We start from the raw sequence: 16,335 nt of genomic DNA on the forward strand, positions 1-16,335 counted from the left end.
CAGTGGTGCCCGTCGGGCCGTCGGCGGCATCCGGGATCCTTTTGCCGCTCCTAGGACCGTTCGCAACCACTTCATGGCGATCGGCAGGTGCACACTGGACAGCGGGACGAGTGCCTGACTGCGGGGTGATGCAAGATGCAGAGCCGGTTCCGGAGCGATCGGCGGCTGACCGTGCGCATGGGTCTGACGCTGTTCCTGCTCGGGCTGCTGTACGTGGGCTTCGTCGCCGCGCTGATCGTGCTGCTGAAGTCCTGGTTGCTGGTCGTCGTCCTGATCGGGGCGATGTTCGTGGCGCAGTTCTGGTTCTCCGACAAGATCGCCATGTTCGCCATGCACGGCCAGGTGGTGGAGCGCGAGGAGTACCCCGAGCTGCACGCGGTCGTCGACCGGCTGTGCGCGATCGCCGACATGCCCAAGCCGGTGGTCGCCGTGTCCCGGATGGACATGCCGAACGCGTTCGCGACCGGCCGCAGTCCCGACCACGCCGTGGTCTGTGTGACCACGGGGCTGCTGCGCCGGCTGGAGCCGGCCGAACTGGAGGGCGTGCTCGCGCACGAGCTGTCGCACGTGGCGCACAAGGACGTCGCCGTGATCACGATCGCCTCCTTCCTCGGGGTGATCGCCGGACTGGTCGTGCGGTTCGCCTTCTACTCGCAGATCCTCGGCGGGGGCCGCAGGGACCAGAACACCGCCGCCGTCTTCGCTGTCGTGCTGGGCGTCTCGGCGGCCGTGTACGCGATCAGCTTCCTGCTGATCCGGGCGCTGTCCCGGTACCGGGAGCTGGCGGCCGACCGGGCGGCGGCGCACCTGACCGGCCGGCCCTCGGCGCTGGCGGCGGCGCTCACCAAGGTCTCCGGTGAGATCGCCCGGATCCCGACCAAGGACCTGCGTACGGCGCAGGCGTTCAACGCGTTCTACTTCACCCCGGCGACCGGCCGGGAGCCCGGCATCGAGCGGTTCTTCTCCACCCACCCGAGCCTGGAGCAGCGGCTGGAGCAGCTGGGCCGGATCTCGGCGGAGCTGGGCGAGGCCGCCACCCCCGGGAAGGCGGGCTGAAACGGTGGGGCTGCTGGACATCCTGCTGGGCCGTACCAAGCCGGTCGCGCCCGATCTGGACCGGCTGTTCGCGCTGCCGTCGGCGGCGGTGACACTGGAGGCGGCGGCCGGCTTCACCCCGACCGGCGGCGGCGCGGTGTGCTTCGCCACGGTGGAGGGGGCGGCCTTCGAGCAGATCCACCGTGAGATGCAGGCGCTGCTGGACGCGGACACCGACCGCACCGGCCCGCCGGTGGAGCTGCGCCGGGACGGCTACGGCTACTCCTGGCTGGTGTCCCGGCGCTCCCCCGGCCAACTGCCCGAGCTGGTCAACGACCTGCACGCGGTCAACAGCTCACTGGAACTGGCCGGGTTCGGACCGCAACTGCTGTGCTCGCTGACCTCCTTCACGGACGACACCGGCCGGAGCCTTGCGCTCGTGTACCTCTACAAGCGCGGCACGTTCTATCCGTTCGCCCCGCTGCCCGGTGCCGCCGAGCGGCGGGACACCGCGCTGGAGCTGCAGCTGAAGTCGGCGCTCGAGGGCGACCTGCGGATCGAGCCGGACCTGGGCCGCTGGTTCCCGGTGTGGGGCGCCCCCGGCCTGTGACGGCCGGGGGCGCCCGGCTCGGCGTGCCCTCAGCGCGCCTTCTCCCGGTGCTGCCGACGGGTCTCGAAGGGCCGCTCACGGCGGTAGCGGCGCTCCCACCGGGCCTGCCGGTCCCGGCGCTCCCGGTAGGCCCGGTAGCTGTCGGGCTGGGCGCCGGGGCCGGCGGACGGGGTGCCGGAGCCGGCGGGCGGGGTCGTACCGGGCGAGCCACGCCCCTGCGTCGCGTACAGATACAGCAGCGCGACGGCGGCGAGCCACCAGAGATGGTTCCCGGTTCCGAGGATCACCAGGACGAGGGTCCCGGTCGCGAGAATGCCACGCATGACGGACCTCCGTGGGTGAGTGGGTGAGGGAGGAGGCGGGCGCCGTGTCTGTTTCGCCGCCGTTTGTTCAGCGTAGGGAGGGCGTGACCGCCGGTGCATCCCGTTTTCCGGCGCGCGGGGCGGCCGTGAGTCAATGTCCCGCATGGACGAACTCACCGGTTTCGCGCACGTGTACGACGGCGAACGGCTCAGCGGAGCGAGCGCCGGCCCCGCCGGACGGGCCACGGCGGTGCTGCTGCACGGCGCGGGCAACGGCAGCAAGGAACGGCTCCTTCCGTTCCTCACGGATTTCGCCGCCCGGGGCTGCCGGGCCCTGGCGTTCGACTTCTCCGGACACGGCGACAGCACCGGCGCCCTCGCGGAGTCGAGCCTGCGCCGGCGCTACGAGCAGGCGGTGGCGGTGCTCGACGCCCACGCCCCAGCGGACGACCCGCTGGTGCTGGTCGGCTTCAGCATGAGCGGCCAGACGGTCGCGGACCTGGTACGGCACTACGGGCCGCGGGTGGCGGCGGTGGGCCTGTGCGCGCCCGCCGTCTACGCGCCCGAGGCGTGGGAGGTCCCGTTCGGCACCGGCGACAGCCGCTTCTCCGAGCTGATCCGCACCCCGGACAGCTGGCGGCACTCCCCCGCCCTGGAGGCGCTGCGGTCGTACGAGGGCCGGGCGGTGCTGGCGGTCCCGGGCAACGACACGGTCATCCCGCCGGCGGTGACGGAGGCCGTCCAGGAGGCGCTGTCGGTCCGCGGCCGGCCGACCCGCCTGGAACTCCCGGCGGCGGACCACTTCCTGGGCCTGTGGTTCCGCGACCACGCCGAGGACCGGCGGGCGTTCGTGACGGCACTGCTGGACGGGCGGCTCCCGGGGCGGGCGCCGGCTGTCAGTGGCATCGGCGACCATACCGGCGAGGCATCATGACCCGAGGGAGGCCGGGATGACGGACGGACGGCGGCACATCGACGCGGCGGAGCGGCGGGCCCGGCTGGGCCTGCGGCACCGCCTGGCGGCTGCGGCGCGGGCGGCGACCCCCGAGGAGGTGGCGGCCTCCCTGGTGGCCCTGCACGGCACCGACCCGGCGACGGTGCACCTGGCGGTGGCCGCCCGGCTGTCCGACCCGGCGAAGGCGGTGCCGGAGACGGAGCGCGCGCTGTACGAGGACGGCACGCTGGTGCGGATGCACGGCATGCGGCACACGGTGTTCGTCTTCCCCACGGAGCTGACGGCCGTCGTCCACGCCTCCACGGGTCTGACGGTGGCCGCCCGTGAGCGGGCGAGCCTGGTCAAGGACATGGCGGCGGCGGGAGCCCCGGACGCGGCCTGGCTGGCCGAGGTGGAGCGGGCGACGCTCGCCGCGCTGGCCCGGCGCGGCCAGGCGACGGCGGCGGAGCTGGCGGCCGACGAGCCGCGGCTGCGCGAGCGGTTCGTATACGCGGCCGGGAAGAGCTACGAGGGCGTGCACACGGTCTCGACCCGCCTGCTGAGGGTGCTGGGCGTGGAGGGCAAGGTGGTCCGGGGCCGGCCGCTCGGCTCCTGGACGTCCAGCCAGTTCCGCTGGGCACCGGCGCCGGCCCACCCCGAGCTGGACGTGGCCGGGGCCCAGGCCGGTCTGCTCGGCCGCTGGCTGCGGGCGTGCGGCCCCGCGACCGAGGCGGACCTGAAGTGGTGGACCGGCTGGCGGGTGACGGAGGTGCGCCGGGCGCTGTCCGCGATCGGCGCCGAGGAGGTCGCCCTGGACGAGGGCACGGGGTACGTCGCCGAGGGGGACACGGACCCGGTGGCGGCCCCCGGGGCACCCTGGGCGGCGCTGCTGCCCGCCCTGGACCCGACGGCGATGGCCTGGCAGGGGCGCGACTGGTACCTGGACCCGGCGCTGCGTCCGCTGCTCTTCGACCGCAGCGGCAACATCGGTCCGACGGTGTGGTGGAACGGCCGGGTGGTGGGCGGCTGGGCCCAGCGCGCGGACGGCGAGATCGTCTGGCGGATCCCGGCGGAGAGCGTCCGCCGGGAGGCCGCGGCCGAGGTCGAGACGGAGGTCGCGGCGGAGGCCGGGCGGCTGGGCGGTCTGCTGGGGGCGACCCGGATCACCCCGCGCTTCCGGACACCGCTGGAGCGGGAGCTGACGGCATGACGGTGCCGACGGCATGACAGTGCCGACGGCATGACAGTGCCGACGGCATGACGGTGCCGGGTGCCCCGCACCGGGCGGCCGGGCACCCGGCACCCCGGCTCCCTCAGCGCGAGTAGCGCATCAGCGCCCGCACCATGTGGCAGGTCGTGTCGGACGGGGGCCGCATCCCGATCCGCTCGGCCGTGCCGCGGATCGTCTCGTTCCGGGCCTGGTCGGGCAGGTGGATCCCGGAGTCGAGCAGGGCTATGGCGAGGCGCATGGCCTTCAGACGCCGGTTGTGCGAGACGTACCACTCCCGCGGCCGTCCGGCCGGCAGCGGTCGCTTCACCACGGGTTCGTAGGGCGAGTCGAACAGCACGGAACGCTGGGCGGTGGACTGGGTGGGCAACGGCTTCGGCTTCAGAGCGGCAGCGGGCACGGGCATCCTCCTGTCGCGGTCAGGGCGGACGCCGCAGGCCCGGCGCCCACCCTCGAACACTGCTTCCAGTCTACCGGCGGCCACTGACAATCGCAGGCCCGTCGACACCGGCGAATCCCCAGGTGGGCTCCGGGATTGATGCTCTGTCACGGCCGGGGAGGACGGGGCTGCCGAGGTGTCGTTAATTCGAACAGAGGGGGTGTGGCGTACCGTGCCCCGCATGGAGATCTGGATCAATCCCGCCTGTTCCAAGTGCCGTAGCGCGATCAGTCTGCTCGACGCCGAGGGGGCCGAGTACACCGTCCGGCGGTACCTGGAGGACGTGCCGAGCGCGGACGAGATCAGGGCCGTGCTCGGCCGGCTGAACCTCGGACCGTGGGACATCACCCGCACCCAGGAGGCCGTCGCCGAGGAGCTGGGCCTCAGGGAGTGGCCGCGGGACGAGGGCGCCCGGGACCGGTGGATCGCCGCGCTCGCCGAGCACCCCGCGCTGATCCAGCGGCCGATCATCACGGCCGACGACGGCACGGCGCTGGTGGCCCGCAGCGAGGACGCCGTACGCGAGGCCCTCTCCCGCGACAGGAACTGACGTTCAGTCATATCAGTTGTGGTGCAGGTTACTTCCGGGAGTGCCGCGGCCACTGAGTAATCCCGTTCGGTATCTCGTACATAGCGGCGTACGCCCCCCTACCCCTTCAGGAGGCGCGCATGTCGCGCAGGAGAACTCTCGGCACGAAGAAGAAGATCGCGCTGTTCGTCAGCGCCGCGGCGGTGGCGGGCGGCGGGGCCTTCGCCCTGGCGGCCACCTCGAACGCGGCGCAGAGCCCGCAGAACGCCAGGACGCTGTCCGCGGACTCGACCGTCTGCCAGGGTCTGGCCACCGCCCTCGGCAACAACCAGAAGTTCATCGAGGGGCAGAAGGCGAACCCGGACGCGCAGTCGGCGGCCCGGATCGCCAACCGTGAGGCGGTCATCGCGCAGATCCAGGTCCAGCAGAAGGCGGCCGGCTGCACCGTTGGGGAGTCGGCTCAGGACTCCCGGACGGGGCAGGGCGGCGACGCCGGGCAGGGGACCGGACAGCAGGGCGCCGGACAGCAAAGCTCCGGACAGCAGGGCGCCGGACAGCAAGGCACCGGTCAGCCGGCGGGCGGTGCCCAGCAGAGCGCGCAGCCTTCCCAGACCGGTGCCGCGGGAGCCGGCGGCGGCGGCGCGGCGGCCTCCGGCGCGCAGGTCTGCAAGGGGTCGACCGTGACGCTCTCCGGCGAGGGCGGCGCCCCGGCCGCGTCCAGCGGCCAGTTCCCGGCGGGGACGAGCCTGAAGGTCACCAACCTGGACAACGGCAAGTCCACCACGGTGAAGGTGACGTCCGTCTCCGGCAGCTGTGTCCTGCTCAACAACGCCGCCTTCGAGCAGGTGCGGGAACCGGGCAAGTTCCTCATCCGGCACGCGGTGATCGAGAAGGTGGGGTGAGGCCCGGCAGCCCGACAGGACCTCCGTGAGGAGGCGGACCGCCACCCCGGTGGGGTCGCGGAGGGTGCCGCTGTCCGCGGCCACGGACAGCGGCACCGGTCACGGTGCCGGGACCCCCTGGGCCGCGCGGCGGCACCTGTCATGTGACCCACGGCACAGAACGGCCAGGTAACACGGGGTTCACATACGGGCAATGACCGGGAAACGGCCCGTTGACAGGCTGCCCGGCAGATCGAGCGGCGCACCGGTGCCGCAGCGCCGCGCCCCCCGCGAAGACGGGTGCGCCGACCCACCCCGAAGGATGTGTCCCCCGTGACCTTCAAGGCCGAGTACATCTGGATCGACGGCACCGCGCCGACGGCCAAGCTCCGCTCCAAGACGAAGATCATCACGGGTGCCTCCGCCGGTCTCGACGCGCTGCCCGTCTGGGGCTTCGACGGCTCCTCCACCAACCAGGCCGAGGGCCACTCCTCGGACTGCGTGCTCAAGCCGGTCTTCACCTGCCCGGACCCGATCCGCGGCGGCGACGACATCCTGGTGCTGTGCGAGGTCCTGGACACGGACATGACCCCGCACCCGTCCAACACGCGGGCCGCGCTGGCCGAGGTCGCCGGGCGGTTCGCCGCGCAGGAGCCGATCTTCGGCATCGAGCAGGAGTACACCTTCTTCGACGGCTCCCGCCCGCTCGGCTTCCCCGAGAACGGCTTCCCGGCCCCGCAGGGCGGCTACTACTGCGGTGTCGGCGCCGACGAGATCTTCGGCCGCGACGTCGTCGAGGCCCACCTGGACAACTGCCTGAAGGCGGGTCTCGGCATCTCCGGCATCAACGCCGAGGTCATGCCGGGCCAGTGGGAGTTCCAGGTCGGTCCGCTCGCCCCGCTGGAGGTGTCCGACCAGATGTGGGTGGCCCGCTGGCTGCTGTACCGCACCGCCGAGGACTTCGGCATCTCCGCGACCCTGGACCCCAAGCCGGTCAAGGGCGACTGGAACGGCGCGGGCGCGCACACCAACTTCTCCACCAGGGCCATGCGCGAGGGCTACGAGGCGATCATCACCGCGTGCGAGTCGCTCGGTGAGGGCTCCAAGCCGCTGGACCACGTCAAGAACTACGGTGCCGGCATCGACGAGCGCCTGACGGGCCTGCACGAGACCGCCCCGTGGGACGAGTACTCCTACGGCGTCTCCGACCGCGGTGCCTCCGTCCGCATCCCGTGGCAGGTCGAGAAGGACGGCAAGGGCTACATCGAGGACCGCCGACCGAACGCCAACGTCGACCCGTACGTGGTGACCCGCCTGCTGGTGGACACCTGCTGCGCCGCGCTGGAGAAGGCCGGCCAGGTCTGATCCGCGGGGTTTCACCGAGGGGCGTCCGCCGTCACGGCGGGCGCCCCCGCTGCGCGTTGGGGCGCCGCCGAGGGGCTGGGACGGGACTCACTCCGTACGCGCGCCGCCGGCGTCCGGCGGGTTCCGCACGGGACGCCCTGTCCGGATGACGAGACAGCCCTCCGGTCGAGCCGGACCCCCGGCAGGCCGGTGACCAGGGCGGAAAGCCGGGCTGCCGGGGGCGGACACCGACCGTTTTCCGTCAGGGAAGCGTCCAAGCAGTGAGAGGAGACTCCTGCCCGCCGCGCACCTCTGCTTCAATAAGCCCATGGCCGGCTTCCATCAGATCACCGCGACAGGTCGCTACGACCTCCAGCCGTTCTGGCCTTCACGTCAGCACCACGACTTCGACCGTGTGTGTTGCCGCGCGAGGAACGCGCGGGCCCTCTAAAGCCGTACCCCGGCCTTCGGCCAGCGCGAAACGACGTACGTCCTCCGGCGCGCCCGACCACGAATCGCGGCCGTCGCCCTGCCCGACGAACTCCTCGCGCGAAAGAGCTGACCTCACATGGCGACCACTCGCACCCTCTCCACCGCCACCGCGACCCTGCCCACCCCCGCCCCGAACGGCACGCGACACCGGCTGCGCTCCGTCGACCGGGACGAGGTGGTGGACGTCACCGACCTGCTTCCGCCGGGCGCCACGTGGCTGCCCGCGCCCCAGCACGCCCTGCCCACCCTGCCGGGACAGCCCCCGATGGTCGGCTATCTGGTGCTGGTCCCGGCCGACCAGCGGCCCCCGTTCCTGCCGGTCGCGGTCCCCGACCGGCCGGAGACCGAGGCCGGGCCCGGCACCGGGCCGCTGGTGCGGATCGACCCCGTACGGCGCGCCGCCAGCGTCGACGGCCACGAACTCGACCTCACCTACCTGGAGTTCGAGCTGCTCGCCCACCTGGTGGCCCACCCGCACCGGGTGCACACCCGCGACCAGCTGGTCACCACCGTGTGGGGCTACGGCCATGTCGGCGACGGCCGCACCGTCGACGTCCACATCGCCCGGCTGCGCCGCAAGCTGGGCGCCCAGCACCGCCAGACGATCCAGACGGTGCGCCGGGTCGGCTACAAGTACACGCCGCCGGCCGGCCGCTGACCACCGGATCTGCCCTCGGCAGAGTCCCGTGCCGGTCCGTGCCCGCGGCGGGCAGGATCACCGGTATGAGACTTCTGGTGCTGGGCGGTACGGAGTTCGTGGGCCGGGCCGTCGCGGAGGCCGCGCTCGGGCGCGGCTGGGAGGTGACCGTCTTCCACCGGGGGCGGCACCAGGCCCCTGCCGGGGTGCGGTCGTTGCACGGCGACCGCACCGCGCCCGACGGTCTGGCCGCGCTCGCGGCGGACGGCGGTGACTGGGACGCCGTGGCCGACACCTGGTCGGCGGCCCCGCGCGCCGTGCACGAGGCGGCCCGGCTGCTCCGCGGCCGGGCCGGGCGGTACGTGTACGTCTCCAGCCGGTCGGTGTACGCCTGGCCGTGGCCCCGCCGGGGCACGCGGGACAGCGCGCTGGTCGAGGGCGCCGCCGACGCCGGGGCCACGGACTACGCGCGGGACAAGCGCGGCGGTGAACTGGCCGCTGTCGGGGCCTTCGGCGCGGCGCGCTCGCTGCTGGTCCGGGCCGGGCTGATCCTCGGCCCGCACGAGAACGTCGGCCGGCTGCCCTGGTGGCTGACCCGGATCGCCCGCGGCGGCCCGGTCCTGGCGCCCGGACCGAGCGGGCTGCCGCTCCAGTACGTCGACGTACGCGACCTCGCCGACTGGCTGCTCGGCGCGGTGGAGCGCGGCCTGAGCGGACCGTACGACCTGGCGGCCCCGCCCGGCCACACCACCATGGGCGAGCTGCTCCGGGCGTGTCTGCGGGTCACCGGCGCGGACGCGGAACTGCGCTGGACCGGCCCGGAGGTGATCCTGGACGCCGGGATCGAGCCGTGGACCCAGCTTCCGGTGTGGGTACCGCCGGGCGGCGAGATGTACGACGCCCTGCACCGCGCGGACGTGTCGCGGGCGCTGGCGACGGGGCTGGTGTGCCGGCCGGCGGCCGAGACCGTCGCGGACACCTGGCGGTGGCTGACGGACATCGGCGGCGTGGCACCCCGGCGACCGGACCGGACCGGCTACGGGCTGGATCCCGAGGTGGAGGCGGAGGTCCTGGCCAGGGCCGGGGTGTAGCTGGCACCACCCTCCAGGAGGGGGCCTCGGACGACTGACCGGCGCGGGAGCGTCGGCAAGACTTGCGGCATGAACACCGACGCGACGAGAAGCGACTTCCGCACCAGGGCCAGAGAGACCCTGCTGGCCGCCGTACGGGGCCTGGTGCTGGCCATCGTGGTCCTGCCCTGCGGCCTGGCGTTTCTCGTACTGACCCTCCTGTCCGTCGCACTCGTCCCGCTCGGCATCGGGCTCGTCACGACTCCGGCGGTCCTGACCGGCGTACGGGCCCTGGCGGACGCCCGCCGCAAACTCGCGGCGCAGTGGTGCGGGATACACATCCCGGCCGTGTACCAGCCGCCGCCCCCGGGCCGGGGCCCCTGGACGCGCACGTTCGCCCTGCTCCGGGACCCGCAGGTCCGGCGGGACGTGCTCTGGCTGCCGGTGGACGTGACCGCGGGCTTCGTCACCGCGCTGCTCCCGGCACTGCTGGTGTTCTACCCGGTCCAGGGGCTCATGCTGGCCGCGGGGCTGTGGCGGGCGTACGTGCCCGCTTCGGGCGGCGCGTACTGGTACCTCTTCGTGCCGGTCACCAGTCAGGCGACCGCCTTCGGCGCGGCCGCGCTCGCCGCCGTGCTCCTCGCCATCGGCCGGCGCCGCGCCCCGCGCCTGCTGACCGCGCACTTCCGGCTGACCCGGGCCGTACTCGGCGGCGACGCGGAACTCGCCGAGCGGATCCGGGTGCTGACCGAGACCCGGCAGGACGCCGTGGACACCTCGGCCGCCGAGCTGCGCCGCATCGAGCGGGACCTGCACGACGGCGCGCAGGCCCGGCTGGTCGCGATGGGCATGGACCTCGGCACCGTCGAGATGCTGGTCGAACGGGATCCGGCGCAGGCGAAGAAGCTGATCGCCCAGGCCCGCCGGAACTCCGCGGAGGCCCTGGAGGAACTGCGCGACCTGGTGCGCGGCATCCATCCGCCGGTCCTCGCCGAACGCGGACTGGGCGACGCGGTGAAGGCGTTGGCGCTGCGGCTGCCGCTGCCGGCGGAGGTGAGCGTGGAACTGCCGGGCCGTGCGGAGGCGCCCGTGGAGTCGGCGGCCTACTTCGCGGTCAGCGAGCTGCTGACCAACGCCGTCAAGCACTCCGGCGCCGACCGGCTGTGGGTCGACGTGCACCACACCGACGGCCGGCTGCGGATCACCGTCACCGACGACGGCAGGGGCGGCGCGGTGCCCGGCGCCGGGTCGGGCCTCGCGGGGGTCGAGCGCCGGCTCGGTACATTCGACGGCGTCCTGGCCGTCAGCAGTCCCGCCGGCGGCCCCACCATGGTGACCATGGAGATCCCGTGCGTGTTGTCCTAGCCGAAGACCTCTTCCTGCTGCGGGACGGGCTGGTGAGGATGCTGGAGGCCTTCGGCTTCGAGATCGCCGCCGCCGTCGAGTCCGGTCCCGAACTCACCCGGGCACTGGCCGAGTCGGACCCCGACGTGGCCGTGGTCGACGTACGTCTGCCGCCCACGCACACCGACGAGGGGCTGCAGTGCGCGCTCGCGGCCCGCCGGGCGCGGCCCGGGCTGCCGGTGCTGGTCCTCTCCCAGCACGTGGAGCAGCTGTACGCGCGCGAACTGCTCGCCGACGGCGCCGGCGGGATCGGCTACCTGCTGAAGGACCGGGTGTTCGACGCCGAGCAGTTCATCGACGCCGTACGGCGGGTGGCGGCGGGCGGTACGGCGATGGACCCGCAGGTGATCCAGCAGCTGCTGTCCCGGCGGTCGGCGGACGACCGGCCGCTCGGGCGTCTCACCCCGCGTGAGCGTGAGGTGCTGGAGCTGATGGCGCAGGGCCGGTCCAACGCGGGCATCGCGGCGCAGCTGGTGGTGACGGAGCGGGCGATCGCCAAGCACACGTCCAACATCTTCACCAAGCTGGGCCTGGAGGTGTCGGACGACGACAACCGGCGTGTCCTGGCGGTGATCGCCTACCTCGACCGCGAGCGCTGACCTGCCAACTCCGCGATTGGTCGGGGAACTTGTGGGACCGGTGAACATCTCTGGGGCGGTGTCCGTATGAATGGGCGCCGCTTCACTCCTGTCGGGCGCCTCGATGCTGCCCCGCAAGGAAGTCAGAGGAGTTCCATGGGACGCAACACACGAAAACGCCGTACGCCGCTGGCCACCAAGGCCATAGCCGCATCGGCGGCCCTAGCGCTCGGTGGGGGCGGGCTGATCTGGGCGAACTTCTACGCCTCGGCGCACGAGTCGAACCACCAGACGTGGGGAGGCAACCAGACGAAGGCCGCGACGGCGCAGGTCGCGACCATCTCCTGCCCGGACGTCGGCCAGAAGCTGACGAACGTGCCGTACCGGGCCCGCCAGGGCGTGGCGACGGAGCTGGCCAACCTCGACAAGCAGATCACCGAGGCCTACACCCGGCTCGGCTCGACCCGGAACGCGCAGGCCGGCGATCCGAGTTTCGTGCAGAACGCGATCGTCGGTCCGCTCAAGGAGAAGCGGGCGGCGACGATCGACCGGATCCGGATCGACATCCAGCGGGTCGGCGGCTCCTTCGACAACGCGCTGCAGCAGCTGGCCGCGTGTACGACACAGGCCGCCAACCAGACCACCGCCGGCGGCCAGCAGAACAACGGGGGTCAGCAGAACAACGGCGGCCAACAGCAGGGCAACGGCGGCCAGCAGCAGAACGGCGGCCAGCAGAACAACGGCGGCCAGCAGCAGGGCAACGGCGGCCAGCAGGGCACCACCGGCGGGCAGGCCGGCAACGGCCCGGTCGCGGCCGACTTCGTGGACATCACCAAGGTCGCGCCGAACGTCCAGGGCAAGCCGCGCCGGCTCGGCAACGCGTCGACGGGTACGTTCACCACGCGCTGCGGTGTGAACGCCAACAAGAACCACAACACGGACAACGTGATCGTGGCGCCCGGCGTGGCCAACGGCGCTCACCACCTGCACGACTACACCGGCAACCAGAAGGTCAACGCCTTCTCCAGCAACCAGACGTTCCTGCAGGGCGGCACCAGCTGCCAGAACCGCAGCGACCTGTCGTCGTACTACTGGCCGGTCGTCCGCGTCCAGGACGGCACCCAGGACTTCGACCAGAACGCCGACGGCGGTGGCAAGGAGGGCAACGTCGGCAAGATCCTGACCCCGGTCCAGGCGGAGATCAAGTACGTCGGCAGCCCGGCGAGCAAGGTCGTCGCGATGCCCCAGTTCCTGCGCATCATCACCGGTGACGCCAAGACCACCACCAACGGTCTGGCCAACGCCAACGCGCACTGGAGCTGCACCGGCTTCGAGAACAAGGTGCAGCTGACCCAGCAGTACCCGATCTGCCCGCAGGGCAGCAAGGTGGTGCGCTCGTTCGCCTTCCAGAGCTGCTGGGACGGGCAGAACATCGACAGCGCCAACCACCGCACCCACGTCGCCTTCGCCGACCCGGCGAGCGGTGTCTGCCCGAACGGCTTCAAGGCCATCCCGCAGCTGACGATGCGGCTGGTCTACGACATCACCCCGCCGGCCGTCCAGAACGGCCAGGTGAAGAACGCCTACGCGGTGGACGGGTTCCCCGAACAGCTGCACAAGCCGGCCACGGACCACGACGACTTCATCAGCGTCACGAAGAACGGCCTGGCCAACAAGATCGCCAACTGCATCAACCGCGGGCAGAACTGCGCCTGATCCCGCAACGGGGGCAGACAGAAGGCCGGTGACGAATCCCCCCCGTCACCGGCCTTCGCCGCGCCCGCGGACCGTGCGTACGCGCACACGGTCCGCGGGCCGTGCGCGTACGACGGCGTCAGCCGCTGTGCGCGTGATGGTCGGCGCCCGCCTCCAGATCGCCGCCGAGCGTGCCGCGCAGCGCCTTGACCACCCCGTCCTCGCCGACGGCGACCCACTTGCGGCCGACCAGGTAGTGACCGCCGTAGTCCTTCGCGTCGTTGATCCACTCACGCTGGCCGCGGTCGGTGGCGAAGGTGGCGAGGATGAACCTGCCGTCGCCGTTGCGGCAGATGGCCTGGCGGATCTCGTCGGCGTCCGTCTGCATGTTCGGCGTGCACTTCACCTCGGCGGCCAGGTGCTCCAGGCTGCCGGTCGCGGTGGGCGGCACCGACTCGGCGTCCCCGCCCGCGCCGCAGCCCGCGAGCGCCACGACGGCCGCGGCGCCGATCAGCAGTCCTGTCAACCTCATCTGTTCCTCCGGTCCTGGTGTGCCCAGCATGCCCCAGCTCCTTCGGATACGGCTCCCGCGCGCGGTGCGCTCAAATCCGCTGCGCAGACCCGCACGGATGTGCGAGGGTGACCCGGTGAATCAGAGCTGGGAAGATCGCGTGGCCGCCGCCTGGGCCACTTTCGACGACTATCCGGAAGAGCGCGCGCACGAGTTCCGGGCGCTGATCGACGCCCTCGCCTCCGAGGTGCCGGACGACAGCCCGCTGGGCCCCTTCGAGCGGGCCTGCGCCTGGGACTCGACCGGGCACTCGGACAAGGCGGTGCCGCTGTACCGGGAGGCGCTGGAGCGGGGCCTGAGCGACCTGAGCCAGTACAAGGGGCGCCGGGCCAAGATCCAGCTGTCGAGTTCGCTGCGCAACGTCGGGCAGGCGGAGGAGGGCGTCAGGCTCCTCACGGCCGAACTGGTGGCCCCCTCGGACGAGTTGGACGACGCGGTCCGGGCATGCCTGGCGCTGTGCCTGTCCAGCCTCGGCCGCGACCGCGAGGGCCTGTCGCTCGTGCTCGGGGCGCTGGCACCCCATCTGCCGCGCTACCAGCGGTCGATGGCCAACTACGCGCGCGCCCTGGTCGAGCCGGAGGCCTGAACCGCCCGTCCGGCGGTGACCAACTCACGGCCGGCTCGTTTTCCCGGACGTGCAGTCACAGGATGTAGCCCAGCGTCACGCACCCGTCTCCGGCCCGGTCGCCGTCGAGCAGGCCGAGGCCGCCCTCGTCGAGCACTATCCCCGGCTGGTCCGTCTCGCCTACCTCGTGCTGCCGCCGGGGCTCGGCCGCAGCCGCCGGGTGCTGACCGCGCACGCTCTCGTCCAGCGCGCCCTGCCCAGGGGCCGGCAGCAGGCGCCCGGCATCCCGGCCCAGTCCACGGGCCGGGACGCCGACCCCGGGTACGCCTACCTGCGCGAGCGGGTCCTGCGCACGGCCCTGGAGGCGGCCCGCCCGCGCAAGGGGCGCCCCCGGCTCTCCCCACTGCCGCCGCCGCTCCCCCAGGTGTGGGGCCTGCGGCTGTTCCCGCGCTCGGGCGGGGCCGACGAACTCGCCCTGGAGCAGAGGCTGTCCGCCCTGTCCGGGCCGGCCCGCGCCGCCTACGTCCTGCGCGACCTGGAGAAGCTGCCCGACGCGAGCGTCCGCGAACTCCTGGAGAACGCCGGGGTGGCCGACCCCGGCGGCGCGCTGGCCTCGGCGAACAGCGTGCCCGCGCAGCCGGGGCTGCTCACCTCGGCCGAGTTCGACCCGTGCTCGCTGCAGGCCCGGCCCACCGATCTGGTGCGCCGCCGCCAGCACACCAAGGCCGCCCTCGCCGCCGCCGTCGCGCTCGCGGTGTGCGGCGCGCTGGTCGCCCTGCCGGGCGGCGGCTGGGGCCCCGACGGCGCCGCCGCGCCCGTCTACGCCGGGAACCCGGCGGCCGAGGCCGCCCTCGACCCCGGCAGGCTCACCCGGGTCTCCCCCGCCGTCTGGCGGACCTCGGCGCGCACCGACTTCTCCGTGTGGCCCGCGCGCGGCCCGCTCACCGGCGACAAGGCCCTGCTGCGCCGCGCCCTCGCCGTCTGGGCCCGCCCCGGGGACCGGGTCCGCGTCTCGGCGACCCCCGGCACCCAGACCGGCGGCCCGGCCGGCCCGCCCCAGTTGCTGTACGCGGGCGAGGTGGACGCCGCACATGTGGTGATCCTCTACGACGGCCTGCGCATCGCCCGGTACGCCGAGCCGAAGGACGGCACCCAGGGGGCGGCCCTGGACTTCGCCCGGATCGACGGCGCGAGGGACGCCGGGGCGAGCGCGCTGGTGCTGGGCCGCTCGGACGGCAACGTCCGCTACCTGCTCGCCCCCTGGGTGACGAAGGCGGCTCAGCGGGACCTGGCGAAGCCGGACTCGCCGGCCGCACCGCTCACCCTCGCCGACGGTGTCACCACGCCGCTCGCCAGCTCCGCCATGCGGCCGGGCACCTGCACCTCGTGGAACGCGCTGCAGCTGACCGACGCCTCCGGCACCCGGCTCGCCACCGACCTCGGTGAGCTGGTCCCGGCCCACCTCACCACCGGCCGTCCCGGCTCGCCCCACGAGGCGTCCGACGCGCGGGGACTGCGCACCTGGGCGCCCTTCGCCTGCTCCCTGGCGGCCGAGCGCTCGGCGGGCGTCAGCAGCGTCAACGCCTGGACCTACGCCGAGCAGCCGCTGCCCGACGGCAGCGGAAGCGGCGCGTGGGTGTGCACCCGGGCGGAGACCTGGCGCGGCGACGGCACCGTCACGCTGGCCCAGTTCGGCACGCCGGGCGGGGCGTCCGGGACGGCCGTCGCCAAGGCCACGGACGTGCCGGCCTGCGGGCCGCGTGATCCCCAGGTACTGGCCGGGGTGCTGTGGAAGTCGGCGGCCGGGCACTGGTTCCTGCTGGCGGCGGGCGGTCCGGACACGGCCTCGGTCCGGGCGACGGGCGGGGTCACCGCGTCCGCGGCCGGGCCGCTGCTGGCGGTCAGGGCCGAGCAGGGAGCACGGGCCGGCCTCAAGGGCACCCTGGCGGACGGACGGACGATCAGCGGCCTGCGATAGCACTTGTTGACGTCCACGTAAACAAGCTCCGCCGCAGGGCTTC

17 protein-coding genes are annotated in these 16,335 nt (G+C 73.3%); 14 read left to right on the forward strand and 3 right to left on the reverse strand.

Annotation, left to right across the window (positions count from 1 at the left end; translation table 11 throughout):
- The first annotated feature begins 135 nt into the window (after positions 1-135).
- Together htpX and AB0B40_RS27825 are read left to right on the forward strand one after the other, a co-directional pair.
- The gene (gene htpX / locus AB0B40_RS27820) at positions 136-1,056 is read left to right on the forward strand and encodes a zinc metalloprotease HtpX (RefSeq protein WP_345046843.1); all 921 of its coding nucleotides are present in this window, start codon (positions 136-138) and stop codon (positions 1,054-1,056) included.
- Positions 1,057-1,060: 4 nt separating this feature from the next.
- Positions 1,061-1,645, forward strand: a complete 585-nt coding sequence (locus AB0B40_RS27825; RefSeq protein WP_345046845.1) for a hypothetical protein — start codon at positions 1,061-1,063, stop codon at positions 1,643-1,645.
- A 29-nt stretch (positions 1,646-1,674) separates the two neighbouring features.
- Here the strand turns inward: AB0B40_RS27825 and AB0B40_RS27830 are convergent, their stop codons facing one another.
- A complete protein-coding gene (locus tag AB0B40_RS27830) occupies positions 1,675-1,968 on the reverse strand; it encodes a hypothetical protein (protein WP_362266161.1) in 294 nt (97 codons plus the stop codon).
- 142 nt (positions 1,969-2,110) lie between these two features.
- Between AB0B40_RS27830 and AB0B40_RS27835 the strand changes: the two genes are divergently transcribed.
- Positions 2,111-2,881: an alpha/beta fold hydrolase gene (locus tag AB0B40_RS27835; RefSeq protein WP_362266163.1), complete on the forward strand. Its 771-nt coding sequence runs from the start codon at positions 2,111-2,113 to the stop codon at positions 2,879-2,881.
- A gap of 16 nt (positions 2,882-2,897) precedes the next feature.
- Entirely contained in the window at positions 2,898-4,091 is a 1,194-nt protein-coding gene (locus AB0B40_RS27840) for a winged helix DNA-binding domain-containing protein (RefSeq protein WP_362266165.1), read from the forward strand.
- A 103-nt stretch (positions 4,092-4,194) separates the two neighbouring features.
- Here AB0B40_RS27840 and AB0B40_RS27845 read toward each other — a convergent pair whose 3' ends face one another.
- Positions 4,195-4,509, reverse strand: coding sequence for a hypothetical protein (locus AB0B40_RS27845; protein ID WP_345046850.1), 315 nt, complete (start codon positions 4,507-4,509; stop codon positions 4,195-4,197).
- A gap of 220 nt (positions 4,510-4,729) precedes the next feature.
- Here AB0B40_RS27845 and AB0B40_RS27850 point away from each other — a divergent pair, with 220 nt between their 5' ends.
- The 8 genes from AB0B40_RS27850 to AB0B40_RS27885 all read left to right on the forward strand — a co-directional run bounded on the left by AB0B40_RS27850 (position 4,730) and on the right by AB0B40_RS27885 (position 13,199).
- Complete coding sequence (locus AB0B40_RS27850) at positions 4,730-5,098, forward strand: ArsC/Spx/MgsR family protein (protein ID WP_345046851.1); 369 nt, start codon at positions 4,730-4,732, stop codon at positions 5,096-5,098.
- 119 nt (positions 5,099-5,217) lie between these two features.
- Positions 5,218-5,979: a hypothetical protein gene (locus tag AB0B40_RS27855; protein WP_362266167.1), complete on the forward strand. Its 762-nt coding sequence runs from the start codon at positions 5,218-5,220 to the stop codon at positions 5,977-5,979.
- Positions 5,980-6,291: 312 nt separating this feature from the next.
- On the forward strand, positions 6,292-7,323 hold the full coding sequence (gene glnII / locus AB0B40_RS27860) for a glutamine synthetase (protein ID WP_345046855.1): 1,032 nt from the start codon (positions 6,292-6,294) through the stop codon (positions 7,321-7,323).
- A gap of 547 nt (positions 7,324-7,870) precedes the next feature.
- Positions 7,871-8,452 carry a winged helix-turn-helix domain-containing protein gene (locus AB0B40_RS27865; protein WP_362266169.1) on the forward strand — a complete coding sequence of 194 codons (582 nt, stop codon included), beginning with the start codon at positions 7,871-7,873 and terminating at the stop codon, positions 8,450-8,452.
- 65 nt (positions 8,453-8,517) lie between these two features.
- Positions 8,518-9,522 carry an NAD-dependent epimerase/dehydratase family protein gene (locus tag AB0B40_RS27870; RefSeq protein ID WP_345046858.1) on the forward strand — a complete coding sequence of 335 codons (1,005 nt, stop codon included), beginning with the start codon at positions 8,518-8,520 and terminating at the stop codon, positions 9,520-9,522.
- Positions 9,523-9,591: 69 nt separating this feature from the next.
- Entirely contained in the window at positions 9,592-10,866 is a 1,275-nt protein-coding gene (locus tag AB0B40_RS27875; RefSeq protein ID WP_345046859.1) for a sensor domain-containing protein, read from the forward strand.
- Entirely contained in the window at positions 10,851-11,504 is a 654-nt protein-coding gene (locus tag AB0B40_RS27880; protein ID WP_345046860.1) for a response regulator transcription factor, read from the forward strand. The genes AB0B40_RS27875 and AB0B40_RS27880 overlap by 16 nt, the downstream gene beginning before the upstream one ends.
- Positions 11,505-11,639: 135 nt before the next feature.
- Positions 11,640-13,199 (forward strand): DUF1996 domain-containing protein, encoded by a 1,560-nt coding sequence (locus AB0B40_RS27885; RefSeq protein ID WP_362266172.1) that lies wholly within the window; start codon positions 11,640-11,642, stop codon positions 13,197-13,199.
- A 118-nt stretch (positions 13,200-13,317) separates the two neighbouring features.
- On the opposite strand, the gene AB0B40_RS27890 is transcribed toward AB0B40_RS27885, so the two are convergent.
- Positions 13,318-13,710 (reverse strand): hypothetical protein, encoded by a 393-nt coding sequence (locus tag AB0B40_RS27890; protein WP_345047013.1) that lies wholly within the window; start codon positions 13,708-13,710, stop codon positions 13,318-13,320.
- A 97-nt stretch (positions 13,711-13,807) separates the two neighbouring features.
- Here AB0B40_RS27890 and AB0B40_RS27895 point away from each other — a divergent pair, with 97 nt between their 5' ends.
- Complete coding sequence (locus tag AB0B40_RS27895; protein WP_345047014.1) at positions 13,808-14,335, forward strand: tetratricopeptide repeat protein; 528 nt, start codon at positions 13,808-13,810, stop codon at positions 14,333-14,335.
- A gap of 49 nt (positions 14,336-14,384) precedes the next feature.
- Complete coding sequence (locus AB0B40_RS27900; protein WP_345046863.1) at positions 14,385-16,292, forward strand: hypothetical protein; 1,908 nt, start codon at positions 14,385-14,387, stop codon at positions 16,290-16,292.
- Positions 16,293-16,335 lie beyond the last annotated feature (43 nt).

This window comes from Streptomyces sp. NPDC042638, from assembly GCF_040647235.1.
GTDB classification, from domain to species: domain Bacteria; phylum Actinomycetota; class Actinomycetes; order Streptomycetales; family Streptomycetaceae; genus Streptomyces; species Streptomyces rameus.

Bases quoted from the DNA above. Each gene is read 5' to 3' on its own strand.
- htpX (WP_345046843.1), top strand. From the start codon at position 136: ATGCAGAGCCGGTTCCGGAGCGATCGGCGGCTGACCGTGCGCATGGGT.
- AB0B40_RS27830 (WP_362266161.1), bottom strand. From the start codon at position 1,968: ATGCGTGGCATTCTCGCGACCGGGACCCTCGTCCTGGTGATCCTCGGA.
- AB0B40_RS27835 (WP_362266163.1), top strand. From the start codon at position 2,111: ATGGACGAACTCACCGGTTTCGCGCACGTGTACGACGGCGAACGGCTC.
- AB0B40_RS27840 (WP_362266165.1), top strand. From the start codon at position 2,898: ATGACGGACGGACGGCGGCACATCGACGCGGCGGAGCGGCGGGCCCGG.
- AB0B40_RS27850 (WP_345046851.1), top strand. From the start codon at position 4,730: ATGGAGATCTGGATCAATCCCGCCTGTTCCAAGTGCCGTAGCGCGATC.
- AB0B40_RS27855 (WP_362266167.1), top strand. From the start codon at position 5,218: ATGTCGCGCAGGAGAACTCTCGGCACGAAGAAGAAGATCGCGCTGTTC.
- AB0B40_RS27865 (WP_362266169.1), top strand. From the start codon at position 7,871: ATGGCGACCACTCGCACCCTCTCCACCGCCACCGCGACCCTGCCCACC.
- AB0B40_RS27870 (WP_345046858.1), top strand. From the start codon at position 8,518: ATGAGACTTCTGGTGCTGGGCGGTACGGAGTTCGTGGGCCGGGCCGTC.
- AB0B40_RS27875 (WP_345046859.1), top strand. From the start codon at position 9,592: ATGAACACCGACGCGACGAGAAGCGACTTCCGCACCAGGGCCAGAGAG.
- AB0B40_RS27885 (WP_362266172.1), top strand. From the start codon at position 11,640: ATGGGACGCAACACACGAAAACGCCGTACGCCGCTGGCCACCAAGGCC.
- AB0B40_RS27890 (WP_345047013.1), bottom strand. From the start codon at position 13,710: ATGAGGTTGACAGGACTGCTGATCGGCGCCGCGGCCGTCGTGGCGCTC.
- AB0B40_RS27895 (WP_345047014.1), top strand. From the start codon at position 13,808: ATGTGCGAGGGTGACCCGGTGAATCAGAGCTGGGAAGATCGCGTGGCC.